This is a genomic window from Streptomyces sp. MMG1121 (assembly GCF_001280015.1).
Classification (GTDB): Bacteria; Actinomycetota; Actinomycetes; order Streptomycetales; family Streptomycetaceae; genus Streptomyces.
This window is the reverse complement of the sequence record NZ_LGDV01000218.1, coordinates 1-21,276: the sequence shown is the minus strand read 5'-3', so window position 1 is coordinate 21,276 and position 21,276 is coordinate 1. Positions and strand designations below refer to the sequence as shown.

24 protein-coding genes, 2 tRNA genes, 1 other RNA gene and 1 pseudogene are annotated in these 21,276 nt (G+C 71.3%); 8 read left to right on the top strand and 20 right to left on the bottom strand.

Features of this window, described 5'->3' with window-relative positions:
* Window positions 1-45 precede the first annotated feature (45 nt).
* Complete coding sequence (locus tag ADK64_RS32005) at window positions 46-2,607, bottom strand: MFS transporter (protein WP_107093147.1); 2,562 nt, start codon at window positions 2,605-2,607, stop codon at window positions 46-48.
* Between the two features lie 13 nt (window positions 2,608-2,620).
* The gene (locus ADK64_RS32000; RefSeq protein ID WP_053664780.1) at window positions 2,621-3,115 is read right to left on the bottom strand and encodes a MarR family winged helix-turn-helix transcriptional regulator; all 495 of its coding nucleotides are present in this window, start codon (window positions 3,113-3,115) and stop codon (window positions 2,621-2,623) included.
* Between the two features lie 205 nt (window positions 3,116-3,320).
* Between ADK64_RS32000 and ADK64_RS31995 the strand changes: the two genes are divergently transcribed.
* Window positions 3,321-3,521 carry a hypothetical protein gene (locus ADK64_RS31995; protein ID WP_053664778.1) on the top strand — a complete coding sequence of 67 codons (201 nt, stop codon included), beginning with the start codon at window positions 3,321-3,323 and terminating at the stop codon, window positions 3,519-3,521.
* 15 nt (window positions 3,522-3,536) lie between these two features.
* Here ADK64_RS31995 and ADK64_RS43775 read toward each other — a convergent pair whose 3' ends face one another.
* The 9 genes from ADK64_RS43775 to ADK64_RS31950 all read right to left on the bottom strand — a co-directional run bounded on the left by ADK64_RS43775 (window position 3,537) and on the right by ADK64_RS31950 (window position 9,220).
* Entirely contained in the window at window positions 3,537-4,091 is a 555-nt protein-coding gene (locus tag ADK64_RS43775; RefSeq protein ID WP_324614466.1) for a hypothetical protein, read from the bottom strand.
* Window positions 4,092-4,360: 269 nt separating this feature from the next.
* The gene (locus ADK64_RS31985; RefSeq protein ID WP_053664774.1) at window positions 4,361-5,299 is read right to left on the bottom strand and encodes an RNA polymerase sigma factor SigF; all 939 of its coding nucleotides are present in this window, start codon (window positions 5,297-5,299) and stop codon (window positions 4,361-4,363) included.
* A 397-nt stretch (window positions 5,300-5,696) separates the two neighbouring features.
* Window positions 5,697-6,545, bottom strand: a complete 849-nt coding sequence (locus tag ADK64_RS31980) for an RNA polymerase sigma factor SigF (RefSeq protein ID WP_234384784.1) — start codon at window positions 6,543-6,545, stop codon at window positions 5,697-5,699.
* A gap of 137 nt (window positions 6,546-6,682) precedes the next feature.
* Window positions 6,683-6,976 carry a Dabb family protein gene (locus ADK64_RS31975; RefSeq protein WP_053664770.1) on the bottom strand — a complete coding sequence of 98 codons (294 nt, stop codon included), beginning with the start codon at window positions 6,974-6,976 and terminating at the stop codon, window positions 6,683-6,685.
* Window positions 6,977-6,986: 10 nt separating this feature from the next.
* On the bottom strand, window positions 6,987-7,166 hold the full coding sequence (locus ADK64_RS31970) for a hypothetical protein (protein ID WP_031164587.1): 180 nt from the start codon (window positions 7,164-7,166) through the stop codon (window positions 6,987-6,989).
* Window positions 7,167-7,480: 314 nt separating this feature from the next.
* Window positions 7,481-7,565 (bottom strand) — tRNA-Ser (locus ADK64_RS31965).
* 45 nt (window positions 7,566-7,610) lie between these two features.
* On the bottom strand, window positions 7,611-8,042 hold the full coding sequence (gene tadA / locus ADK64_RS31960) for a tRNA adenosine(34) deaminase TadA (RefSeq protein ID WP_234384783.1): 432 nt from the start codon (window positions 8,040-8,042) through the stop codon (window positions 7,611-7,613).
* Window positions 8,043-8,119: 77 nt separating this feature from the next.
* Window positions 8,120-8,650, bottom strand: coding sequence for a hypothetical protein (locus tag ADK64_RS31955; protein WP_053664766.1), 531 nt, complete (start codon window positions 8,648-8,650; stop codon window positions 8,120-8,122).
* 291 nt (window positions 8,651-8,941) lie between these two features.
* Entirely contained in the window at window positions 8,942-9,220 is a 279-nt protein-coding gene (locus ADK64_RS31950; RefSeq protein WP_199829767.1) for a hypothetical protein, read from the bottom strand.
* A gap of 94 nt (window positions 9,221-9,314) precedes the next feature.
* On the opposite strand from ADK64_RS31950, the gene upp reads away from it, so the two are divergent.
* The gene (gene upp / locus ADK64_RS31945; RefSeq protein WP_053664843.1) at window positions 9,315-9,950 is read left to right on the top strand and encodes a uracil phosphoribosyltransferase; all 636 of its coding nucleotides are present in this window, start codon (window positions 9,315-9,317) and stop codon (window positions 9,948-9,950) included.
* A gap of 123 nt (window positions 9,951-10,073) precedes the next feature.
* Here upp and ADK64_RS31940 read toward each other — a convergent pair whose 3' ends face one another.
* Window positions 10,074-10,709 carry a LytR C-terminal domain-containing protein gene (locus ADK64_RS31940; RefSeq protein WP_234384780.1) on the bottom strand — a complete coding sequence of 212 codons (636 nt, stop codon included), beginning with the start codon at window positions 10,707-10,709 and terminating at the stop codon, window positions 10,074-10,076.
* A gap of 98 nt (window positions 10,710-10,807) precedes the next feature.
* Window positions 10,808-11,104, bottom strand: a complete 297-nt coding sequence (locus tag ADK64_RS31935; protein ID WP_004943146.1) for a type II toxin-antitoxin system VapB family antitoxin — start codon at window positions 11,102-11,104, stop codon at window positions 10,808-10,810.
* Window positions 11,105-11,228: 124 nt separating this feature from the next.
* Here ADK64_RS31935 and ADK64_RS49220 point away from each other — a divergent pair.
* Window positions 11,229-12,599, top strand: a pseudogene (locus ADK64_RS49220) (helicase HerA-like domain-containing protein).
* Window positions 12,600-12,623: 24 nt separating this feature from the next.
* Here the strand turns inward: ADK64_RS49220 and ADK64_RS48525 are convergent.
* The 4 genes from ADK64_RS48525 to ADK64_RS31915 all read right to left on the bottom strand — a co-directional run bounded on the left by ADK64_RS48525 (window position 12,624) and on the right by ADK64_RS31915 (window position 14,596).
* Entirely contained in the window at window positions 12,624-12,749 is a 126-nt protein-coding gene (locus ADK64_RS48525) for a hypothetical protein (RefSeq protein WP_267888582.1), read from the bottom strand.
* Window positions 12,750-12,801: 52 nt separating this feature from the next.
* Entirely contained in the window at window positions 12,802-13,140 is a 339-nt protein-coding gene (locus tag ADK64_RS46775) for a hypothetical protein (protein ID WP_199829762.1), read from the bottom strand.
* 101 nt (window positions 13,141-13,241) lie between these two features.
* On the bottom strand, window positions 13,242-13,916 hold the full coding sequence (locus ADK64_RS31920; RefSeq protein WP_053664762.1) for an HdeD family acid-resistance protein: 675 nt from the start codon (window positions 13,914-13,916) through the stop codon (window positions 13,242-13,244).
* A gap of 86 nt (window positions 13,917-14,002) precedes the next feature.
* A complete protein-coding gene (locus ADK64_RS31915) occupies window positions 14,003-14,596 on the bottom strand; it encodes an HhH-GPD-type base excision DNA repair protein (protein WP_053664760.1) in 594 nt (197 codons plus the stop codon).
* Window positions 14,597-14,767: 171 nt separating this feature from the next.
* Between ADK64_RS31915 and ADK64_RS31910 the strand changes: the two genes are divergently transcribed.
* The 3 genes from ADK64_RS31910 (at window position 14,768) to ADK64_RS31900 (ending at window position 17,936) form a co-directional block, all read left to right on the top strand.
* Complete coding sequence (locus ADK64_RS31910) at window positions 14,768-15,274, top strand: cupin domain-containing protein (RefSeq protein ID WP_053664759.1); 507 nt, start codon at window positions 14,768-14,770, stop codon at window positions 15,272-15,274.
* Window positions 15,262-16,032 (top strand): SDR family NAD(P)-dependent oxidoreductase, encoded by a 771-nt coding sequence (locus tag ADK64_RS31905; protein ID WP_199829761.1) that lies wholly within the window; start codon window positions 15,262-15,264, stop codon window positions 16,030-16,032. The genes ADK64_RS31910 and ADK64_RS31905 overlap by 13 nt, the downstream gene beginning before the upstream one ends.
* A 143-nt stretch (window positions 16,033-16,175) precedes the next feature.
* Window positions 16,176-17,936, top strand: coding sequence for a copper resistance protein CopC (locus ADK64_RS31900; protein WP_420713069.1), 1,761 nt, complete (start codon window positions 16,176-16,178; stop codon window positions 17,934-17,936).
* Between the two features lie 317 nt (window positions 17,937-18,253).
* Here the strand turns inward: ADK64_RS31900 and ADK64_RS31895 are convergent, their stop codons facing one another.
* The 3 genes from ADK64_RS31895 to ADK64_RS31885 all read right to left on the bottom strand — a co-directional run bounded on the left by ADK64_RS31895 (window position 18,254) and on the right by ADK64_RS31885 (window position 19,587).
* On the bottom strand, window positions 18,254-18,679 hold the full coding sequence (locus tag ADK64_RS31895; protein WP_053664755.1) for a PIN domain-containing protein: 426 nt from the start codon (window positions 18,677-18,679) through the stop codon (window positions 18,254-18,256).
* Window positions 18,676-18,954, bottom strand: a complete 279-nt coding sequence (locus tag ADK64_RS31890; protein ID WP_053664753.1) for a CopG family transcriptional regulator — start codon at window positions 18,952-18,954, stop codon at window positions 18,676-18,678. The genes ADK64_RS31895 and ADK64_RS31890 overlap by 4 nt, the downstream gene beginning before the upstream one ends.
* A gap of 545 nt (window positions 18,955-19,499) precedes the next feature.
* Window positions 19,500-19,587: transfer RNA gene (locus ADK64_RS31885), tRNA-Ser, on the bottom strand.
* Between the two features lie 119 nt (window positions 19,588-19,706).
* Here ADK64_RS31885 and ffs point away from each other — a divergent pair.
* Window positions 19,707-19,803, top strand: an RNA gene (gene ffs / locus ADK64_RS42275) — signal recognition particle sRNA small type.
* A gap of 82 nt (window positions 19,804-19,885) precedes the next feature.
* The coding region (locus tag ADK64_RS31880; protein WP_159046378.1) for a DNA polymerase III subunit gamma and tau at window positions 19,886-21,276 on the top strand (1,391 nt) is incomplete at its 3' end.

Genomic DNA, 21,276 nt, shown 5'->3' with positions numbered 1-21,276 from the left:
CGTGGCACACACACGACGGTACGTGTGCCACGGGCCGGGGGTGAACTACTCGCCGGGGTGGGCGAGTTCGATCTCGTGGCCGTCGACCCCGGTACCGGCGACGGTCAGCGCGGTGGCCACCGGCGGGTAGCCCGTCGCGATGACGGTGTACTCACCACTGTCCAGATCGGTGAAGGCGTACGCGCCGTCCGTGCCGGTGGTGGCCGTGCCGACCACGTTGCCCGCCTGGTCGACCAGGGTCACCCGGGCGTCGGCCAGCGGACCGTGCGGGGCCCGGACGACACCCTGGAGCTGGGCCCCGGCGTCCAGGTCGATCTCGATCCGGGTGACCCCGGTGGCGCCGACCTCGACGGGCAGCGCGCGCGGCCGGAACCCGCTCGCGTTGACCGCCATGGTCACCATGCCGGGCACCAGGTCGGTGAAGGCGAACTCGCCCTGTTCGCCGGTGGCGGCGGTGGCCAGCAGATCACCGCGCACATCGGTGACGATCACCATGGCGTCCTTGACCGGCAGCGCGCTCCCGGCGGCCCGGACCACACCGGTCAGCCCGCTGGTGCCGCTGAGCAGGATGTCGTACGACAGCGGCTCGCCGCCCACCACGATGGTGGAGGCCTGCGGCTGGTAGCCGTCGGCGGAGGCGATCAGGACGTAGGAGCCGGTGCCGGGGGCGTCCACGGCGTAGGAACCGTCCCCCTGGGCGACCGCGCGGCCCAGCTGGCGGCCGGACAGCGAGATCAGGGTGATCGCGGCCTGCGGGACCGGGGCGCTCTCGGCGCCACGGACGAAGCCGTGCACCGGGGTGCCGCCGCCGGTGCCGGGCTCGGCGATCGTCGCGACGGCCGTCATCACCTGGGTGGCGGTGGCGCCGGCCGTGGCCGGCGTCTCGGTGAAGGTGTCCGACACGACGGGCGCGGCCCAGCTGGGCACCTTCTGCTGCGCGGGTTCCTGCACGATGTTCTCCACAGTCGTCTCTACGGGAGCGGCGGCTTCCGCGACCGCCCCGGCCTTCTCCTGCGCGGCCTGGGCCAGCGCACCGGACGTCCGCAGCGGGACCTCCTTGATGAACAGCACGGTGATGAACGCGATCAGCGCGAAGGGGGCGGCGTAGAGGAAGACGTCCGCGATGCCGTGGCCGTAGGCGGCCTCCAGCCAGCCCCGCACCGGAGCCGGCAGCGCGTTCATGTCGGGCAGCTCGCCGCCGCCCATGGCCTTGGCCGCGCCGGCCTGCGCCTTCGGGCTCAGTTCGGTGATGCTGTTCGTGGCGTAGTGGGTGATCCGGTCCGACATCACCGAGCCGAGCACGCCGACGCCGACCGCACCGCCCAGGGAGCGGAAGAAGCTCACGGTGGAGGAGGCGACGCCCAGGTCCTTCGGGGTGACCTGGTTCTGCGTGGACAGCACCAGGTTCTGCATCATCATGCCGACGCCGATGCCGAGCAGCGCCATGTAGATCGACAGCTCCCAGTACGGGGTGTCGTAGCGCATCAGGCCGAGCAGGGCCAGGCCGGCCGTGAGGGAGACACCGCCGGCGACCAGCCAGCCCTTCCAGCGGCCGGTGCTGGTGATGAAGCGGCCGGAGACCATGGAGGCGACGAACAGACCGCCGATCATCGGGATGGTCATGACGCCGGACATCGTCGGCGACTTGTCGCGGGCCAGCTGGAAGTACTGCGAGAAGAACACGGTGCCCGCGTACATGCCGACACCGACGAACAGGGAGGCCAGCGAGGCCAGCGTGATGGTGCGGTTGCGGAACAGGCGCAGCGGGATGATCGGCTCGGACGCCCGGGTCTCGGTGAACACGAAGAGCAGCGCGAGCACGATCGTGCCGCCCACCATCGTGTACGTCTGCCAGGACAGCCAGTCGTACTTGTCGTTGGCGAAGGTGACCCACACCAGCAGCAGCGAGGCGGCGGCGGTGATGAAGAAGGCGCCGGTCCAGTCGACCTTGACCTTCCGCTTGACGACCGGCAGGTGCAGCGTCTTCTGCAGGACGACCAGCGCGATCAGCGCGAAGGGGATACCGACGAAGAGGCAGTAGCGCCAGCCGAGCCAGGAGGTGTCGGTGATGACGCCGCCGAGCAGCGGGCCGCCGACGGTGGCGACGGCGAAGGTGGCGCCGGTGTAGCCGGAGTAACGGCCGCGCTCGCGCGGGGAGATCATCGCGGCCATGATGACCTGCACCAGGGCGGACAGACCGCCGGCGCCGAGGCCCTGCACCACGCGGGCGCTGATCAGCATCGCCGGGTTCTGCGAGAGACCGGCTATGACCGAGCCGGCGATGTAGATGACCAGGGATATCTGGACGAGCGCCTTCTTGCTGACCAGGTCGGCGAGCTTGCCCCACAGCGGCACGGAGGCCGTCATGGCGAGCAGCGCCGCCGTGACGACCCAGGTGTAGGCGGACTGGCCGCCGCCGATGCTCTTGATGATCGTCGGCAGTGCGTTGGTGACGATCGTCGAGGAGAGGATGGCGGCGAACAGGCCCAGGAGCAGGCCGGACAGCGCCTCCATGATCTGCCGGTGCGTCATCGGGGCGTCGCCCGCCGAGGGGCCTCCCCCGTGCTTGGCGTGAGCCCGCACACCGGCTGGTGTGGTCGTTGCCATGGGCTTCCTTTTCTTACGTGTTTGCGGGTGTACGGGTGGTCTCTTCGAACACGGGGGCGGGGAGCCGCATCGAGGCGGACCGGCAGTCGCCGAACGAGTCGCGCAGCCGGGTCATCAGCCGGATGAGCTGGCCGACCTCGTCGTCGGTCCAGTCGGCGAGCCGCTCGGCGAGCAGACGCGTGGTCCGCCGGGACAGCTCGTCGAGCTGCTCCAGCCCCGAGGGCGTCAGGCGCAGGATGCGCGAGCGCTTGTCGGCGGGGTCCGGCAGCCGCTCGATCCAGCCGCGTGCGGCGACGTGCGCGACATGCCGGCTGGTGACCGACATGTCCACGGCGAGCAGCTCGGCGAGCTTGCTCATGCGCATGTCGCCGTGGCGGCCCAGCAGGGTCAGCACGGCGGCCGAGCCGGTCGGGCAGTCGGGCGGCAGGATCCGGCCCAGGTCCCTTTTCACGGCTCCGACGGCACTGAGCTGACGCGCCAGCTCTTCGAACTGCGCCTGCTCGGCCATCACACCTCCTGTATTCGTTGCTTGGGGCAACCATAGGGGTGTTTGGTTGCTCCAAGCAAACAAATCGGAGTTCGGTGACGCAAAAACTTGGCAAAGGCAAGTATTGCGAACGTAAATGTGCAGGTGAGTGCGGGTGAGGTGCCCCCCTCTGTCCCGGTGGCCCCGCACTTGGGTCGGACACGTGGATTCGCTAGTGTCTCGGGCCATGGCTAACACCCAGGGCCCCCAGGGCAATTACGACCCCGCCGGCAACACCCAGATGTTCCGCGCGTTCGTCGACGAGGCCCCCCAGGGGCGCCAGGCGCAGGCGGCCGCATCCTCCTCAGGTCCCCGCGTCGGCCTGATCATCGGCGTCATCGTGGCCCTCGTCGTGGTGGCGGGCGTGGCCTGGCTGGCGCTCAAGTAGGACGCGCGCCGGCGTTCACTTCCACTGGACGGACACGTCCCGCGTCTCGATGTGCATACCGAGTGGTACGCGCCAGGCGTCGACGCACACCGTCCAGGTAGGGCTCGTGCGCGCACCCGGCGCGATCGGCACCGGCAGGTCCGCGGTCGAGGAGAGCGTCCCCCAGTCGATGCCGAGCGCGCCGATGACATGCGTCCCGAACGTCACCGAGCCCGAACGCACCGCCGTACCGCCCGAGTTGTGGAAGGTGACGGTCACCTTCTGGCACCAGCGCTGATCCGCCGCCTTCGTCGTGGGGGCGCCCCAGGAGAGGTCGGCGGGGCCGGCGGGCGTGCCGCTGCCTGGAGTTGGGGCGGGCGACGTCGGTGCGGGCGGAGCGGATGCCGTGGCACCGGAGGTCCCGCGGGCGCTGCCGGAAGGGCCGGGCGTGCCCGGCGAGGGCGTGATCCGCTCCGGGCCGCCGGTGCCGGACGAGCCGCTCGGCCGGACCGAACCGGAGGAGCCCGCAGGAGAGTTGCCGCCTGGCGGACTGCCTTGCGCGCTTGCGCCGTCCAGCGGCACGAGCGTCACCGAACCCGTGGGTGCAGCGGATGCGGGACCGGACCGTCCGGAGCCGCCCACCGCACCGACGGCGACGTATCCGCCGCCCGGGCCGTGTCCCCCGCACGCGGCCAGCACTCCGCCCAGAACGACGACGGCCGCCGACGCTGCCGTAACGGCGCCTCGGCGGCCACGCGTCCAGGGTGCACGTGTCGCACGTGTCGTTCGCGCTGTCCCGTCCGGCCCTGTCGCTCGCAGCATCGGGCCAGTGTCGCTGACGGATCGTCAGAATTGAACCCTCAGTCGGAGATCAGGCCTTCCCGCAACTGCGCCAGCGTCCGGGTCAGCAGCCGGGAGACGTGCATCTGGGAGATGCCGACCTCCTCGCCGATCTGCGACTGCGTCATGTTGGCGAAGAAGCGCAGCATGATGATCCGGCGCTCCCGGGGCGGGAGTTTGGCCAGCAGAGGCTTGAGGGACTCGCGGTATTCCACGCCCTCCAGCGCCGTGTCCTCGTAGCCGAGGCGGTCGGCCAGGGAGCCCTCGCCGCCGTCGTCCTCGGGGGCCGGGGAGTCGAGCGAGGAAGCCGTGTAGGCGTTGCCGACCGCGAGGCCGTCGACCACGTCCTCCTCGGAGACACCGAGCACGGCGGCCAGTTCCGTCACCGTCGGGGAGCGGTCCAGCTTCTGGGACAGCTCGTCGCTGGCCTTGGTCAGCGCCAGGCGCAGCTCCTGCAGGCGGCGCGGGACGCGGACCGACCAGGAGGTGTCGCGGAAGAACCGCTTGATCTCGCCGACCACCGTCGGCATCGCGAACGTCGGGAACTCCACGCCCCGTTCGCAGTCGAAGCGGTCGATCGCCTTGATCAGGCCGATGGTGCCGACCTGGACGATGTCCTCCATCGGTTCGTTGCGCGAGCGGAAGCGCGCTGCCGCGTAGCGGACCAGCGGGAGGTTCAGCTCGATCAGCGTGTCCCGGACGTAGGCCCGCTCGGGGCTGTCCTCGCCGAGGGCGGCGAGCCGCAGGAACAGCGAGCGGGACAGAGTGCGGGTGTCGATGTCCCCGGCGGCCGGCGGGGCCGGGACATGGGCGGCCGCCTGGGCGGGCGGGGTCGGCACGGCATCGAGGGCCGTGACGCCCTCGATGCCGTCGAGGACGTCGAGAGCGTCGAGCTCCTTGGGCGCTGCCTCGCTCGTCGTGGGCGTCAGCACCTTCGAGCTGCCCTGGTCTGCGGACATGCCACCCCCTTTGGGTCGCGGGACGGTCGCGGCGGCGTCTGACTTTCGAGCAACGCAGCCTTCACCTGAATACCGGAGCCGAAGCCCCGGCAAACGCGCTTCCCGCAGAATGTCACATGTCGGCAACGCGCTGTAGTGACATGTCGACACACCAGAAGTGAATCGGCCCTGGAAAGAAGGGGCCTGACGCTTATTCGGATCGCAACTGTCGGCATCGACGCAGGTGAGCGATTCGCTCGTGCCGGTTACCGCTCGCTCGGGTATGCGATGCAGAACCGCTCAAGGCGTGCTTCCGTGCGCCCGCTATGCATCGGCCGAACGCCCGCTGTGCATCGGTCCGTGCCGGTCCGGGCCGGTTCTTGACCGGAGATCCCTGAGCGGTGGTGTAAAGGGGGTCTTAGGCGTCGATCCGATTCGCGGAGCGCAGCCGCTGGAAGCTGCGGGCGAGGAGACGCGAGACGTGCATCTGGGAGACGCCGAGTTCCGCGCTGATCTGTGACTGGGTGAGATTGCTGTAGTAGCGCAGCAGGAGGATGCGCTGCTCGCGCTCGGGGAGTTGGACGAGCAGATGCCGGACCAGGTCGCGGTGTTCCACGCCGGCCAGCGCCGGATCCTCGTAGCCGATCCGGTCCAGCAGGCCCGGCAGCCCGTCGCCCTCCTGCGCGGCCTCCAGGGAGGTGGCGTGGTACGAGCGGCCCGCCTCGATGCAGCTCAGCACCTCGTCCTCGCCGATCCGGAGCCGCTCGGCGATCTCGGCGGTGGACGGCGAGCGCCCGAAGGCCGTGGTCAGGTCCTCGGTCGCGCTGTTCACCTGTACCCACAGCTCGTGCAGCCGGCGCGGTACGTGCACCGTGCGGACGTTGTCCCGGAAGTAGCGCTTGATCTCGCCGACCACGGTCGGCATCGCGAAGGTGGGGAACTGTACGCCCCGGTCCGGGTCGAAGCGGTCGATGGCGTTGATCAGGCCGATGGTGCCGACCTGGACGACGTCCTCCATCGGCTCGTTGCGGGAGCGGAAGCGGGCGGCCGCGTAGCGCACGAGCGGGAGGTTCGCCTCGATCAGCGCCCCGCGTACCCGGTCGTGCTCCGGCGTGCCCGGGGTGAGCTGCTTCAGCTCGGCGAAGAGCACCTGGGTGAGGGCGCGGGTGTCGGCGCTGCGCCGCTTCTCGGGGCCCATGGGGGCAGGGGCGGGGGCAGGAGCGGCCGCCTCCTCCTGGGGCGGCGCAGTACTGGCCGACACGGTCAACGCCACCTATCACAACACATGTGCCCCGTGTGCAACCACCTGATAACCCGGTGTTGTTTTCAAACTTCAACAAGTTGGGGTCCGCAACGCCCAAAACCCCCCCGCCGTCACGGCGGGGGGCTTTCGTCAGGGGTCGCTCAGAATTCGTAGTCGGCGATCACCCACGTGGCGAACTCGCGCCACAGCGCGACGCCCGCCTGGTGAGCCGGGTGCTCCAGGTAGCGCTTGAGGGCGTCGGTGTCCTCGACCGCCGAGTTGATCGCGAAGTCGTAGGCGATCGGCCGGTCGCTGATGTTCCAGGCGCACTCCCAGAAGCGCAGCTCCTCGATCTGGCCGCCGAGCGCCCGGAAGGCCTCCACGCCGGCCGCGACCCGCGGATCGTCGCGCTCGACGCCCTCGTTGAGCCTGAAGAGGACCAGATGGCGGATCATGGGATGTACCTCAGCTCTTTCCTCCGTTGGCGACCCATGTCATGAAGTCGCCTATGGCCTTCGCCGCGTCCGATATGCCCTCGAAGCCTATCTGGACGTAGTCGGCCGCCTTGGCCGGGTCCGTGATGATCACGTACAGCGCGAAGACCACGAGCACGTACACGGCGATCTTCTTGGCGTTCACCGCCACCGCGGCCTCCCTGTGCTGTGTGCCTTGTGGGCCCTGCTGCCGGGCGCGAGTGTAACCTTCACGCTTCTCTCCAGGACCAACGGCCCGCCGCCCGGGGTCTTTTGCGGGGCCCGCGCAGGTGGCGCGGGGCGCAGGATGGATGGTGAGCCCGGCGGGTCCGGCAGGTATCCGCGGGCCGGGGACGGACCCCACTGCGGGGTGCGGGCCGCGGTATCCCCCCGGTGGCGGCGCGCACTTGAGGGTCCGTTCCCCCGTGCGTCCCGACCTCAGGACGCACGAAGGGCCCCGTCGATCCGACGGGGCCCTTCTTCAAGCGGTAGCGGAGGGATTTGAACCCTCGGTGACTTGCGCCACACTCGCTTTCGAGGCGAGCTCCTTCGGCCGCTCGGACACGCTACCGAGAGAGACCCTACAACACAGGTGGGCGTGGTCTGAAATCGGATTTCAGCGGCCCCGGAAAAACTCCGTGAGCAGTTGGGCGCACTCCGCCGCGAGCACGCCCTCGATGACCTCGGGTCGGTGGTTGAGCCGCCGGTCGCGGATCACGTCCCACAGCGAGCCCGCCGCGCCGGCCTTCTCGTCCCGGGCGCCGTAGACGACCCGGTCGACCCGGGACTGGACGAGGGCGCCCGCGCACATCGTGCACGGCTCCAGCGTGACGACGAGCGTGCAGCCGGTCAGCCGCCAGTCCCCGAGCCGGGCCGCGGCCCGCCGGATCGCGAGGACCTCCGCGTGGGCCGTGGGATCGCCGGTCGCCTCGCGCTCGTTGTGCCCGGCGCCGAGCACCGTCGTACCGTCCGGGGACAGCACGACGGCGCCGACGGGGACGTCCCCGCCCCGGACGGCCTGTCCGGCCTCGTCCAGGGCGAGCCGCATCGCGGCCCGCCAGCGGTCGCGTACCGGGTCCACCGGGTCCGTGGAGCCCTGTGCGTCCTGTGCGTCCTGTGGAGCGCTCAGCGGACGGTCTCCAGGACCTCCGAGGCGCCCAGTGCCTCGGCGATCGAGCTCAGCGCGTCCTCGGCGTCCAGGGCGCGCAGTTCCTTCTCGCCGATGCCCAGGTCGTCGAGGATCTCGCTGTCGCCCACCGGGCTGTGCGAGACCGCGTCGGAGCTGTCGCTCTCCTCGTCGTCGTCCTCGGACTCACCGTCCTCCGTGCCGTCGAGGTCCAGGGCGTCCAGGTCGGGGCCGTCGTCGGCACCGGGCTCCCGGCCGAGCAGCTCGTCGGTGAGCAGCAGCTCGCCGTACGCGCTGCGCTGCGCGGCGGCCGCGTCCGAGACGTAGATGCGAGGGTCGTCCTCGCCGTCGATGCGGACGACGCCGAACCAGGCGTCCTCCTGCTCGATCAGGACGAGCACCGTGTCCTCGTCGGGAGAGGACTCTCGGGCCAGGTCGGCCAGATCGGACAGGGTCTCCACATTGTCGAGCTCCGTGTCGCTCGCTTCCCACCCGTCTTCGGTGCGCGCGAGCAGTGCGGCGAAGTACACCGTGACTCTCCCACTGGTCATAGGTGTGCCGGTTGGGGGTCCCCCCGGCGGAGGTACGTGGGCGGGAAGAGCCTGGGCTCCGAGCCCCACCCACTCGGAATCGTGGCAGAAACAAGGCCTCCAGGGGACGTCTTCGGCTCCCTGTGTCTTGCTGCCGCCTTGCGGATCGTACGCGGCTTTTCCAAGCGCTCACGCACGCCCACCGCGCAAACACCGCCACAGGCGTGGATCTTCCTCACCGAGAATTTTCTTACCCGGCCCGGCTCCAGGAGCTTCCTCCCCACAGGCGGCCTACCAGCGGAATGTCCGCATACGCAGCGCGTGGCGCAGCCGCTCCGCCTTGGCGCGCCGCGGCTGGACCCGGGCACGCAGCTCGCGCGCCTCGGCGAGATCGCGCAAGAACCGGGCGCGTCGCCGCCGGCGCTCGGTGTCGCTCTCGGGCGCGTCGGAACGGCGTATCGCACGCTCACCCGTCTCGCTCGTGTCGCTCGTGTCGCCGGTGTCCGCGCCGCGTCCGGTGCCGGCGGGCGCGTCCTCCGGGAGATCGGGAATGTCAGGCAGGTCAGGCATGTCGCACCACCCCAGTCCGTCCCTCCCACCTTCCCCCGGACGGGCGGTTTGACGCCAGCACCGGGGGGTGCGAGGCGCGGGTACCGTTATGGGCATGCGTCTCCACGTCGTCGACCACCCCCTGGTCGCCCACAAGCTCACCACGCTGCGCGACCAGCGCACCGACTCCGCGACCTTCCGCCGGCTCGCCGACGAACTGGTCACCCTGCTGGCCTACGAGGCCACCCGGGACGTGCGTACCGAGGCTGTCGACCTGCACACCCCGGTCGCCCACACCACCGGCGTCAAGCTCGCCCGCCCCCGCCCGCTGGTCGTGCCGATCCTGCGCGCCGGCCTCGGCATGCTGGACGGCATGGTCCGGCTGCTGCCGACCGCCGAGGTGGGCTTCCTGGGCATGATCCGCAACGAGGAGACCCTCCAGGCCTCCACGTACGCCTCGCGCATGCCGGAGGACCTCTCGGGCCGTCAGGTGTACGTCCTGGACCCGATGCTGGCCACGGGCGGGACGCTGGTCGCGGCCATCCAGGAGCTGATCAAGCGCGGTGCCGACGACGTGACCGCCGTGGTCCTCCTCGCCGCGCCCGAGGGCGTCGAGCTGATGGAGCGCGAGCTGGCGGGCACGCCGGTGACGGTCGTGACGGCAGCGGTGGACGACCACCTCAACGAGCAGGGGTACATCGTGCCGGGGCTCGGGGACGCGGGGGATCGCCTTTACGGCGCGGCCGAGTAGTTTCCGCGCCTGCCGGGGTGCGGCTCCAGCGCCGTTCGCGGGTGCGGGTGGTCCGGTGCGGCTGGTCGCGCTCGCGCGGCGAAGCCGCATGTCGATACGGCCCCGCGCCCCTTTCGGCGCTTCTCAGCAGCCCTTCTTCGGGGATGCCGTCGGCTGCGGTGCGCTCAGCTGTGCCAGCGCCTGGCTCGCGTCCCCCTGCTTGGCCAGCCCCTTGAACGCGTCGCCGAGGATGAGATCGAGGTCGGCCCCCTTGCGGCCGGCCTCGCCCTGCTGTTGGGCGTCCGCCAGCTGCGTGCCGAGCACCGGCAGCGAGCTGTGCAGTGCGGCTGCGGGGCCGAGGAGTATGCCGGTGCCCTTGACCTTCTTGTCGAACTGCCCTGGCGCGTTGCCCACGTTGCCGATCCGGAAGCCCCGTTTCTTCAGCTCGTCGGCGGTGGTCTTGGCGAGCCCGGTGCGCTCGGTGGCGTTGTAGACGTTCACGGTGATCTGGCCCGGCTTCGGCACGTCCGTCAGCCGAACGGCCGTAGCGGCCTTGGCGTGGCAGTCGGCCCGGGACCGGGCGGCCACGCTCTTCTTGCCGCCGCCGGAGAAGACGTCGATGAGCTGCAGGGTGCCCCAGCCGATCAGGCCGAGCGCGCACACCGACGCCACCAGGGCGGCCACGAGCCTGCCACGTCGGCGCGGCGGACGCATCCGAGGGTATTTGTCCCCCGTGATCCGGTATTGGCCGCCCATGCCCGGGGGAGTCAGCATGCTCATGAGCGCAGCGTAGTGCGCCCGGGCGACGATGCCTATTAGATGATCAGTCGATGCCGCTCAGCGGAACCCGAAAGGGTCAACGGCCGCGTCGCGCCGGGTCAGTCCAGCTCCAGCACGCGGGCGTGCAGCACCTGGCGCTGCTGGAGGGCGGCGCGGACCGCGCGGTGGAGGCCGTCCTCCAGATAGAGGTCGCCCTGCCACTTCACGACGTGCGCGAAGAGGTCGCCGTAGAACGTCGAGTCCTCCGCCAGCAGGGTCTCGAGGTCGAGCTGCTGCTTGGTGGTCACGAGCTGATCGAGGCGGACCGGGCGCGGCGCGACGTCCGCCCACTGCCGGGTGCTTTCCCGGCCGTGGTCGGGGTACGGCCGGCCGTTTCCGATGCGCTTGAAGATCACACGGAAAGCCTACCGGTCGAGACGTTCCGGGCGCAGCCATGGCGATGGAGTGCGGGCCTTGGAAAGCCTTGAAAAGATGGAGCAAAACAGGCAAATGGGCTACTACCGGGAACAGGGGCCGGCGATGAGTGGCAGCGGGACCGTGCCGCCCGCCACCCTCGAGGGCGCCCCCGCGCTCCCCGGCGAGGCGCGCGGGATCGCCGCCGGACACGCCTTCACCGGCCCCGCCCTCGACCTCGGCGCCCTGCTCTGGGACGGCGCCCGCCGTCCGGACGCCCCCGTCCGCATCCCGCTGTCCGTGCTCAACCGGCACGGCCTGGTCGCCGGCGCCACGGGCACCGGCAAGACCAAGACCCTTCAGCTGATCGCCGAGCAGTTCTCCGCGCAGGGCGTGCCGGTGTTCCTCGCGGACATCAAGGGCGACCTGTCCGGGGTCGCACGGCCGGGCGCGTCGAACGACCGGGTGCGCACCCGGGCCGCCGACGTGGGCCGGGAGTGGCCCCCGGCGGGCTTCCCGGCGGAGTTCTTCGCCCTCGGCGGCCTCGGCCACGGCATCCCGTACGCGCCGTGATCACCAGTTTCGGACCGGTGCTGCTGGCCAAGGTGCTCCAGCTCAACCAGACCCAGGAGCAGTCCCTCGGCCTGATCTTCCACTACGCCGACACCAAGGGCCTGGAGCTGATCGACCTCAAGGACCTCCGGGCGGTGGTCGCCTTCCTCACCCGCGACGAGGGCAAGGCCGAGCCGAAGAACATCGGCGGGCTGTCGACGGCCACGGCCGGGGGAAGTCCGCCGTGTCGAACTCCGGCTCGCCGAAGAAGTCCGCCATGCCCTGCGCCTCGAAGGTGGTGAGGGCACGCAGGATCAGCTGTTCGACGACGCCTCCAAGGCGTTTCTGGACTCCCTCACCCAGACCGTGCGGCTGATCCGCTCCAAGGGCGTCGGCGTCTTCTTCGTCACCCAGACCCCCAAGGACGTACCGGCCGACGTCCTCGGCCGGCTCGGCAACCGCGTCCAGCACTCCCTGCGCGCCTTCACCCCCGACGACCACAAGGCCCTGACGGCCACCGTGCAGACCTTCCCGAGGTCGGCGTACGACCTGGCGGAGCTCCTCACCGGGCTCGGCACCGGCGAGGCCGTGGTGACGGTGCTCAGTGAGACCGGCGCCCCGGCCCCGGTCGCCGCCACCCGGCTGCGCGCCCCCGAGTCCCTGATGGGCCCGGTGGACTCGGACGGACTGGACCGGGCGGTGCGCGGGTCCGTGCTCCACGGCCGTTATGCACAGGCTGTGGACCGCGAGTCGGCGTACGAGAAGCTGACTGCCCGGCCGCAGGCGGAGGCTGCCCCCAGGGCGAAGCCCGCGAAGGAGGAACCCTCGCTGGTCGAACAGGTCGTGAGCAGCGGGATGTTCAGGTCCCTGGCCCGCTCGGTGGGCACCCGGCTCGGCCGTGAGATCACCCGCTCCCTGTTCGGCACGGCCCGGCGGAGACGGTAGCGGACCGCCTCCGCCGGGGCCGGTTCAGCGGTCCCGTTCCTCGGGCCGCCGCTGCGGTTCCGGGCGGCGTTCGTCGGGCCTGGGCGCCGCGGCGCGCCTGGCCTCCGCGCGCAACAGGGCGCGCAGCACGGCGTACGGATCCTGGGGCATGGCTGTGCTCCTCGCGTCGAGCCGACTGACCTTGCGTGGGGACGCGGGTCCGTCAGCAGCGCAGGACCACCGTGCGCAGCAGGGGAGCGGTGTACGGCGCCCGCGGCGTGGCGGGGCACGGGCGGACCGCCGGCGGGGGGGGGGGGCGGGGTGCGGGGCGTTCGGCGACGTCGGCCCGGTGGACGGCGGGGGCGGGCGGCTGGACGAGCGTGTCGAAGACATCGGTGATGTCGTGCTCGAAGCTCTCGGCCGCCGCGCCGAGCACGGGCGCCGTCCGGGCCTGCGCATGAGCGACGGGCACCCACAGGGCGAGGAGCAGCACGAGCACGCGCGGCCAGGTACGGCTCCGCAGCCGGGTACGGCTGCGAGGGCTGCGTGCGGTGCTGCTCACGACTGCTGTCTCCCCAGGGCGGGCGGTACGTGCGACACACCTGGCGGGAGTTCCGCTCGCACGGAGTAGGGGAGGGGCATGGGGTTGACGGCGCCGGCTGGTCAGGCGGTCTTCGGGATCTGCTTGGCCCGGCTGCGGATGCTGAACGCGGTGATGATCTCCGTGATCCCCACCACGACCAGCCAGATGCCGCCGACGAGGGTCAGCACGGCGACCGACCTGAACGGCGAGTCGATGAGCACGATGCCGGCGATGAAGGTGAGGATCCCGAGGCAGACCTGCCAGCCCCGGGCGGGCATCTGCGGGTCGGAGGCGGCGGCCAGGGTCTGCGTGATGCCGCGGATCAGCCAGCCGATGCCGATCCACAGGGCGAGCAGCAGGATCGACTGCATCGGCCCGCGGAAGCAGAACAGGCCGAGCACGATCGACAGGGCGCCGCTGATGAAGGCCAGTACGCGCAGCGAGGTCGCCCTGTGCGTGCCGAACGCGGCGACCAGCTGGAAGATGCCGCTGATCACGAGGTAGAGACCGAACAGGACGCCGGCCGCGAGGAGGGAGGCGCCCGGCCAGACCAGGACCAGGATCCCGAGGATCAGCGAGGCGATCCCGGTGATCAGGACCACCTGCCAGGCGGCCTTCGACAGGGCGTGCAAGGGCCCCTCGAACGGCGGCTCGGCCTCGGGCCGGCCCCTCGCGGCCTGGGTCGCGTGGACGTTCCGGTCGTCGTACTCACGCTCACGGCCCTGGTCCGGGCCGCTGCTGGGTGACTCGGTCATAGACCATGCTGTGACCGGGGTGGCGGGGCCTGCCATTGGGGTGGGCCGGTCGGGTGAAGCGCCTCGATCCCGCCCTCACGTCGGCCCTACTTGCCGGAGGCCTTCGCCGCCGCCTTCATCTCCTGCTTGTGCGCGCGCACCTTCGCCAGTGACTCGGGCCCGGTGATGTCGGCGACGGACCGGAAGGACTCCGGCTCGCCGTACGCGCCCGCCGCCTCCCGCCAGCCCTTGGGCGTGACCCCGAGCTGCTTGCCGAGCAGCGCGAGGAAGATCTGGGCCTTCTGCTTGCCGAACCCGGGCAGTTCCTCCAGCCGCTTCCGCAGCTCGGCACCGGTCGGGACGCCCCGCCAGACCGCCTCGGCGTCCCCGTCGTAGTGCTCGACGAGGTACTGGCACAGCTGCTGGATCCGCTTGGCCATCGAGCCCGGGTAGCGGTGTACGGCCGGCTTGTCGGAGAGCAGCGCGGCGAAGGCCTCCGGGTCCATCGCGGCGATGTCGTGCGCGTCGAGATCTCCGGCGTCCCCGGCGCCGAGCCGGTCGGCGATGGTGCGGGGGCCCTTGAAGGCCCACTCCATCGGAACCTGCTGGTCGAGCAGCATGCCCACCAGCGCGGCGAGCGGGGAGCGCCCGAGCAGCGCGTCGGCCTCGGGGTCCTGGGCGAGATGCAGGGTGACGTCCATGCGTCGATGATCGCCCTCGCGTGCGCCCGGCGCAGTTCAGGGTGGTGCCGCACGCCCTCCTCGTCGTAGCCGGACACCGGAGGCGGCCCGATGGCCGGATCCCGTGGAAGGACGCCCAACTCGCGCTCCCGGAAAGAGCCGTCGCCTCCCGAGATCACTAGCCTTCTGCGAGTGACGACATCGCAAGAGCCGACACCGCAAGAGCCGACACCGGAAAAGCTGATCGCCCACTACGGGTTCGAACCGATGCCCCGCGAAGGCGGCCTGTTCCGGAACACCTGGACGGGCCCCGACCGCCCGGACGGCCACCCCGTGGGCACCGCCATCGTCGCCCTGCTCACCGCCGCCGACTACGCCGCCCTGCACCGCCTGCCCACCGACGAGATCTGGCACTTCTACCTCGGCGCCCCGTTGCACCTTCTGCTCCTCGCACCTGACGGCACCGTCCGCACCGTCGTCCTCGGTCCCGCCCCGCTGTCCGGCCAGCACGTCCAGTTCACCGTGCCGGCCCGCACCTGGATGGGTGCACGGGTGGCCCCGGGCGGCGCCTGGTCGCTCTTCGGGACCACGATGGCCCCCGGATTCACCGCGGCGGACTACGAGCACGGCGACGCGGCCGACCTGACGGCGCGTTACCCCTCCGAGGCCGCCCTGATCACCGAGCTGTGCCGCCCGTGAACCTGCTCGACGGACAGACCGCCCTGGTGACCGGCGCGGGCGGCGGCATCGGCCGCGCCCTCGCCCTGCGCTTCGCGCAGCAGGGCGCGGCGGTGGCCCTCCACTGCCGCACTGCGGTGGACGCGGCCGGTGAAGTGGCGGCCGGGATCCGGGAGGCGGGCGGCGAGGCCGTCGTACTCCAGGCGGACCTGACGGACGAGGACGCCTGTCACCGTCTGGTCCGGGACGTGACCGACTGGTCCGGCGGCAGGCTCACCGCGCTCGTCAACAACGCAGCCGTCCAACCGGTCAAGCCGCTGCCCGGCATGACGGCGGCCGAGTGGCGCGCGGTCGTCGACACCAACCTCACCAGCGTCTTCGCCTGCACCCAGGCCGCGGCCGCGCACATGCGGGCGCACGGCGGCGGCACCGTCACCCACATCGCCTCCATCGAGGCCGCCCAACCCGCCCCCGGTCACGCGCACTACAGCGCGGCCAAGGCGGCGGTGGTCATGCACGCCCGCGCGGCAGCCCTGGAGTACGGCCCCGAGGGGATCCGCGTCAACACGGTCTCGCCCGGCCTCATCGACCGTGAGGGTCTGGCGCAGGCCTGGCCGGACGGCGTGCACCGCTGGCTCGCCGCCGCCCCCACCGGCCGCCTGGGCCGCCCCGAGGACGTGGCCGACGCGTGCGTGTTCCTGGCCTCGGCGCTCGCGACCTGGATCACCGGACACGACCTCGTCGTCGACGGAGGCATCTCGGCCCGCCCGACCTGGTGAGCAACGCGGCCGATCTCTCCGTACCTGTATCGAGGCCCGACGAGGCACAGGGAGGGGACGAGGTGCCGCTGCGCGACCGACACCCATGGCTACGACGGCTACGAAGGCCGCGACAGCTACGGCCGCTACGGCAGCCGTGGCAGCTGCGACGGCTGACCCTGCTCTGCGCGGGCCTGTTCCTGCTCCTGCTCGGCACGGCGGCGCCCGCGTCGGCCCACGCGGCCCTGCGCGCGACCGACCCCGCCGACGGGACCGTCCTCAGGACGGCCCCCCGGCAGGTGACCCTGACGTTCTCCGAGTCGGTCGGTCTGCTCACCGACTCCTTCCGCGTCTACGACCCCACCAACCACCGCCTGCGCACCGGCCCCGCCGGCCACGCCCCCGGCCGCTCGGACACCGCCCGCCTCTCCCTGCCCGCCAAGCTCGCCACGGGCACGTACACGGTCACCTGGCGGGTGGTGTCGGCGGACAGTCACCCGGTGTCCGGCGCGCTGACCTTCTCCGTCGGCGAACGGACGGCGACGACGGCGAGCCCGGCCCCCGACGACGCGGAGAACCCGGCCACCGCGGGCCTGTACAACATCGCGCGCTACCTCGCCTATCTCTCCGTGGCCCTCCTGCTGGGCACGGCGGCGTTCGTGGCGTACTGCCGCCCGCCGAAGGCGGCCCCCCTGCGCACCCCGGTCCTGACGGCCGCCTGGACCCTCGTCGCGTCGACGGTCGCCCTGTTCGTCCTGCGGGCGCCGTACGAGGAGGGCACGTCCCCCGCGCGGGCCCTCTCCGCCGGCTCCCTCGCCCGCACGGCGACGACCCGCCCCGGCGAACTCCTGCTGGCCCGCCTGGCGTTGCTGCTGCTGGCCGCGGTGGTCGTGACGGTGCTGCGGGCCCGCCGCAGAAGGCTCCCCCGCCGCGCCACCCTGGCGGTGGCCGCGGCCGTCTCGGTCCCCCTCGCCCTGACCTGGGCGGCGGCCGAGCACGCCTCGGCGGGCATCCAGGTCCCCCTGGCGATCACCTCGGCCACGCTGCACCTGCTGGCCATGGGCACCTGGCTGGGCGGCCTGGCCGCGCTCCTGCGGACGCTGTCCCGCACCCCGGCGCTCCCGCTCTCGGTACCGGCCCGTTTCTCCCGCCTGGCCCTCGCCTCCGTGACGGTCCTGGCCGTGACCGGCGTCTACCAGTCCTGGCGCGGGCTCGGTTCCTGGCAGGCGCTCACGGACACGGCGTACGGCCGCACCCTGCTGGCCAAACTGGCCGCGGTCGCCGCACTCCTGCTGGCAGCGGCCTGTTCCCGCGCCTGGACGACCCGTCTGACCCGGGTCCGGGCACGTACGGGCACACCGGCCCCCACCCGGGTCCCCGAACCGGCAACGGGCCCCCCGCTCCCCGAGGAACCGCCCCCCGCGCCCCCGCCCCTCCCCTTGCACCTCCTGCGCCGCTCGGTGCTGGCGGAGGCGGCCGTGGCGGCGGTGGTCCTGGCCCTGACGACCCTTCTGACGAGCACCGTGCCCGGCCGCACGGCCACCGAGGCGGCGCGGTCCGGCGACCCGGTGGCCGGCATCGCGACGGCGTCCGTCACGACGATCCCCTTCGACGTCGGCACCCCCGGCGGCCACGGCAAGGTCCAGATCACCCTGGACCCGGGCCGGGTGGGCACGTCCTCCGTCCAGGCGGTGGTCTACGGCCCTGACGGCGGCCTGTCCACGGTCCCCGAACTCCACATCACCCTCACCCTCCCCGCCCAGCGGATCGGCCCCCTGGACACCAGGGTCACCGACCGCGGCGGCTACTGGGGCGCCGACACCTTCGACCTCCCCATCCCGGGGACCTGGACGATGAAGGTGACGGTACGGGTGTCGGAACTGGACCAGGTGACGGTGTCGGCGCCGCTGCGGGTGATGCGGTAGCGCGTCGGCGGCGGGGAGGGGTCGAGTGAGGCGACCGTCACGTCCCGCGCGAATCCCGGGGCAACGGCGGTCCGGACACGTCGAAGGGCCCCACCGCAAGCGGTGGGGCCCTTCGACGTGTCCGGTGAGGCACTGGCGGAGGATACGAGATTCGAACTCGTGAGGGGTTGCCCCCAACACGCTTTCCAAATGTTCGTCTGGGGGTTCGGGGTGGGACGGGAGCGTTCTGACCTGCGGTGGAGCGGGTGATGGCGGAGGTTTCGGACGACGCTGGACGGGGGTGAATGAGACCAGAACTGAGACCAGCGCGGGTCGGGTCAGACCTTCCTGACGACGATCGAGTTCGGGACCAGCTTCTCCAGGTCGTCCACGTCCGAGGTGAAGACGGTGACCTGCCCTTTCTGCTGTCGGGCGATGACGGCGAGCACCGCGTCGATCGCGTACTTGTGGCCGTGGAGCTTGGCGTCGGACAGGAGCCGACGGGCCTGGCGGGCCTCGTCCTTCCCGATGTCGGCGACTTTGAGTCGCGACAGCACCCAGTCCCAGCGCTGCTCGGTGGTTCTGCCGTCGTACGCCTCGACCAGCGTCATGGGGGACGTGACTACCTCGGCTTCGTCCCGGGCCGCGAGGTCGAGCCAGGCGATCATCTTCCGGTCGCCGCGCACAGCGAGAGACAGAGCCTCACAGTCGAGTACGAAGACGCGCGGTGGCCGCTGCCCGTAATCACCGGCACGCTTCTTCACGCGGCCTCTCCGGCGTTGTGTCCTCCGGCGGTGCTGCGGCGCTCGTGCTCGGCGTCGAGATCTTCCAGTTCCGCGAATGCTGCCGCGCGCTCGTCCTCGGTGACCGGGCCGTGCTCCTCCTGCAGCCAGTCGACCAGTTCCAGCAGACGGTCCCGGTCGCGCTTGAATCGCAGTGCTTCGGCGACATACGCCGAAAGTCCCCGTTCAGCCGCCTCGGCGCGGATCTCGTCCAGGAGGTCTTCGGGGATCGTCACCGTTACTTTCCTCGTTGCCATACAAGGGACCATACTCTTGGTGTAAACGCCCTTACCAGTGGTGCTGAATCGGTCAGGCGCAGGAGGCCAATGGTCAATCCACGAGCCTTCCCCACGCATGACTGCTGGCGTACCGCTTCACTCGGTCACCTCGTGCCGTTCACTCCCACCAGCGCATGCAGCGGTGGGTGCGGATAGTTGCCCTTCGCGGCGGTGAGCCTCCAGCCGTTGGCGGAACTGTCAGGAGGAGAGTCCGTGTCCTTGGTGCCTTCGGCAGACGTCTTCAGGTCGATCGAGCTCAAGGTCTCGCAGTTGCTCAGCGGACAGCTGGTCCGTCCACATGCGCCCGGGGAGAGATGTTCGGTGGGTGAGCACCTCACGCTCTCGGAGGCGAAGGAAGCGGCGGCGCGAGATGCCGCTGACATTGCTCTGCGGGATGCATTGTGGCGGTGCGTGGGACGACATGCCCGCAGCGATGCGCCGCATTTGGCTCAGCGCAGCCGAGGACAACGTCGAAGGGCCCCCTGTTTCCAGGGGGCCCTTCGACATCGTGCCCGGTGAGGCACTGGCGGAGGATACGAGATTCGAACTCGTGAGGGGTTGCCCCCAACACGCTTTCCAAGCGTGCGCCCTAGGCCTCTAGGCGAATCCTCCGCCGCAAACATTACATGACCGATGGGGGTGCTCGTGAACTCGTTCCCGCAGGCCCGGATCGGGGGCGGCGGCGGGCGGTGATCGGGTACTGACCGCGGGCCGCGATCGGGTACTGTGGGCGCAGCCCCTCACGCGGCGCTATCTGACTGAACTCCCCCAGGGCCGGAAGGCAGCAAGGGTAGGTCGGCTCTGGCGGGTGCGTGGGGGGCCCTTGTGTTTCCGGGTGCGGGCCGGGCCGCCAGAGGGCCGCGAGCATTCGCGGGGCTGGTTGTCAGTGGGCGCCTATAACCTCGTATGCGTGTCGTCTCTCGCGCTGTACCGCCGCTATCGCCCGGAGACCTTTGCCGAGGTCATCGGGCAGGAGCATGTCACCGACCCGCTGCAGCAGGCGCTGCGGAACAACCGGGTCAATCACGCGTACCTGTTCAGCGGGCCGCGTGGATGCGGGAAGACGACCAGCGCGCGCATCCTCGCCCGTTGTCTGAACTGTGAGCAAGGTCCCACCCCGACGCCCTGCGGCGAGTGCCAGTCGTGCCAGGACCTGGCCAGGAACGGGCCGGGTTCGATCGACGTCATCGAGATCGACGCGGCGTCGCACGGTGGCGTGGACGACGCCCGTGAGCTGCGCGAGAAGGCGTTCTTCGGCCCCGCGAGCAGCCGGTACAAGATCTACATCATCGACGAGGCCCACATGGTCACGTCGGCCGGCTTCAACGCGCTGCTGAAGGTCGTCGAGGAGCCGCCGGAGCATCTGAAGTTCATCTTCGCCACGACCGAGCCCGAGAAGGTCATCGGGACGATCCGGTCACGGACCCACCACTACCCCTTCCGGCTCGTGCCGCCGGGCACCCTGCGGGACTACCTCGCCGAGGTGTGCGGCCGGGAGGACATCCCGGTGGAAGAGGGAGTGCTGCCGCTCGTCGTGCGCGCCGGTGCGGGCTCCGTGCGTGACTCCATGTCCGTCATGGACCAGCTCCTCGCCGGCGCCGGGGCCGAGGGTGTGACGTACGCCATGGCCACCTCCCTCCTCGGCTACACCGACGGGTCCCTTCTCGACTCCGTGGTCGAGGCCTTCGCCACCGGTGACGGGGCCGCCGCCTTCGAGGTCGTGGACCGTGTCATCGAGGGCGGCAACGACCCGCGCCGCTTCGTCGCCGACCTGCTGGAGCGGCTGCGCGACCTGGTGATCCTCGCCGCCGTTCCGGACGCGGTGGACAAGGGGCTCATCGACGCCCCCGCCGACGTCCTGGAGCGGATGCAGGCCCAGGCCGCCACGTTCGGCGCCGCCGAGCTGAGCCGCGCCGCCGACCTGGTCAACGAGGGCCTGACCGAGATGCGCGGCGCCACCTCGCCCCGCCTCCAGCTGGAACTGATCTGCGCGCGCGTGATGCTCCCGGCCGCCTACGGCGACGAGCGTTCGGTGATGGCCCGCCTCGACCGCCTTGAGCGCGGAGTCAACTTCTCGGGCGGAGGCGGAGCGCCCGCCATGGGCTACGTCCCCGGTCCCGAGGCCCACGGCCACGGCCTCGGCGGCGGTGCGCCGGTACCTCCCGGTGGCGGCCCCGCGGCGGCTCGGGCGGCCGTCCGCGCGGGCGGCGCTCCTGCTCCGGCCGACGCGGGCGGGGCCCCGCCCGCGCCGCAGCCCGCCCCGGTTCCGGAGCCCACCCCCACCCCTGCCCCCGCCGCAGC

What these genes read in the sequence shown, in the direction of transcription:
- ADK64_RS32005 (WP_107093147.1), bottom strand. Translation starts at nt 2,607, where the DNA reads ATGGCAACGACCACACCAGCCGGTGTGCGGGCTCACGCCAAGCACGGG.
- ADK64_RS32000 (WP_053664780.1), bottom strand. Translation starts at nt 3,115, where the DNA reads ATGGCCGAGCAGGCGCAGTTCGAAGAGCTGGCGCGTCAGCTCAGTGCC.
- ADK64_RS31995 (WP_053664778.1), top strand. Translation starts at nt 3,321, where the DNA reads ATGGCTAACACCCAGGGCCCCCAGGGCAATTACGACCCCGCCGGCAAC.
- ADK64_RS31985 (WP_053664774.1), bottom strand. Translation starts at nt 5,299, where the DNA reads ATGTCCGCAGACCAGGGCAGCTCGAAGGTGCTGACGCCCACGACGAGC.
- ADK64_RS31975 (WP_053664770.1), bottom strand. Translation starts at nt 6,976, where the DNA reads ATGATCCGCCATCTGGTCCTCTTCAGGCTCAACGAGGGCGTCGAGCGC.
- tadA (WP_234384783.1), bottom strand. Translation starts at nt 8,042, where the DNA reads ATGCGGCTCGCCCTGGACGAGGCCGGACAGGCCGTCCGGGGCGGGGAC.
- ADK64_RS31950 (WP_199829767.1), bottom strand. Translation starts at nt 9,220, where the DNA reads ATGCCTGACCTGCCTGACATTCCCGATCTCCCGGAGGACGCGCCCGCC.
- upp (WP_053664843.1), top strand. Translation starts at nt 9,315, where the DNA reads ATGCGTCTCCACGTCGTCGACCACCCCCTGGTCGCCCACAAGCTCACC.
- ADK64_RS31940 (WP_234384780.1), bottom strand. Translation starts at nt 10,709, where the DNA reads ATGAGCATGCTGACTCCCCCGGGCATGGGCGGCCAATACCGGATCACG.
- ADK64_RS48525 (WP_267888582.1), bottom strand. Translation starts at nt 12,749, where the DNA reads ATGCCCCAGGATCCGTACGCCGTGCTGCGCGCCCTGTTGCGCGCGGAG.
- ADK64_RS31920 (WP_053664762.1), bottom strand. Translation starts at nt 13,916, where the DNA reads ATGACCGAGTCACCCAGCAGCGGCCCGGACCAGGGCCGTGAGCGTGAG.
- ADK64_RS31915 (WP_053664760.1), bottom strand. Translation starts at nt 14,596, where the DNA reads ATGGACGTCACCCTGCATCTCGCCCAGGACCCCGAGGCCGACGCGCTG.
- ADK64_RS31890 (WP_053664753.1), bottom strand. Translation starts at nt 18,954, where the DNA reads ATGGCAACGAGGAAAGTAACGGTGACGATCCCCGAAGACCTCCTGGAC.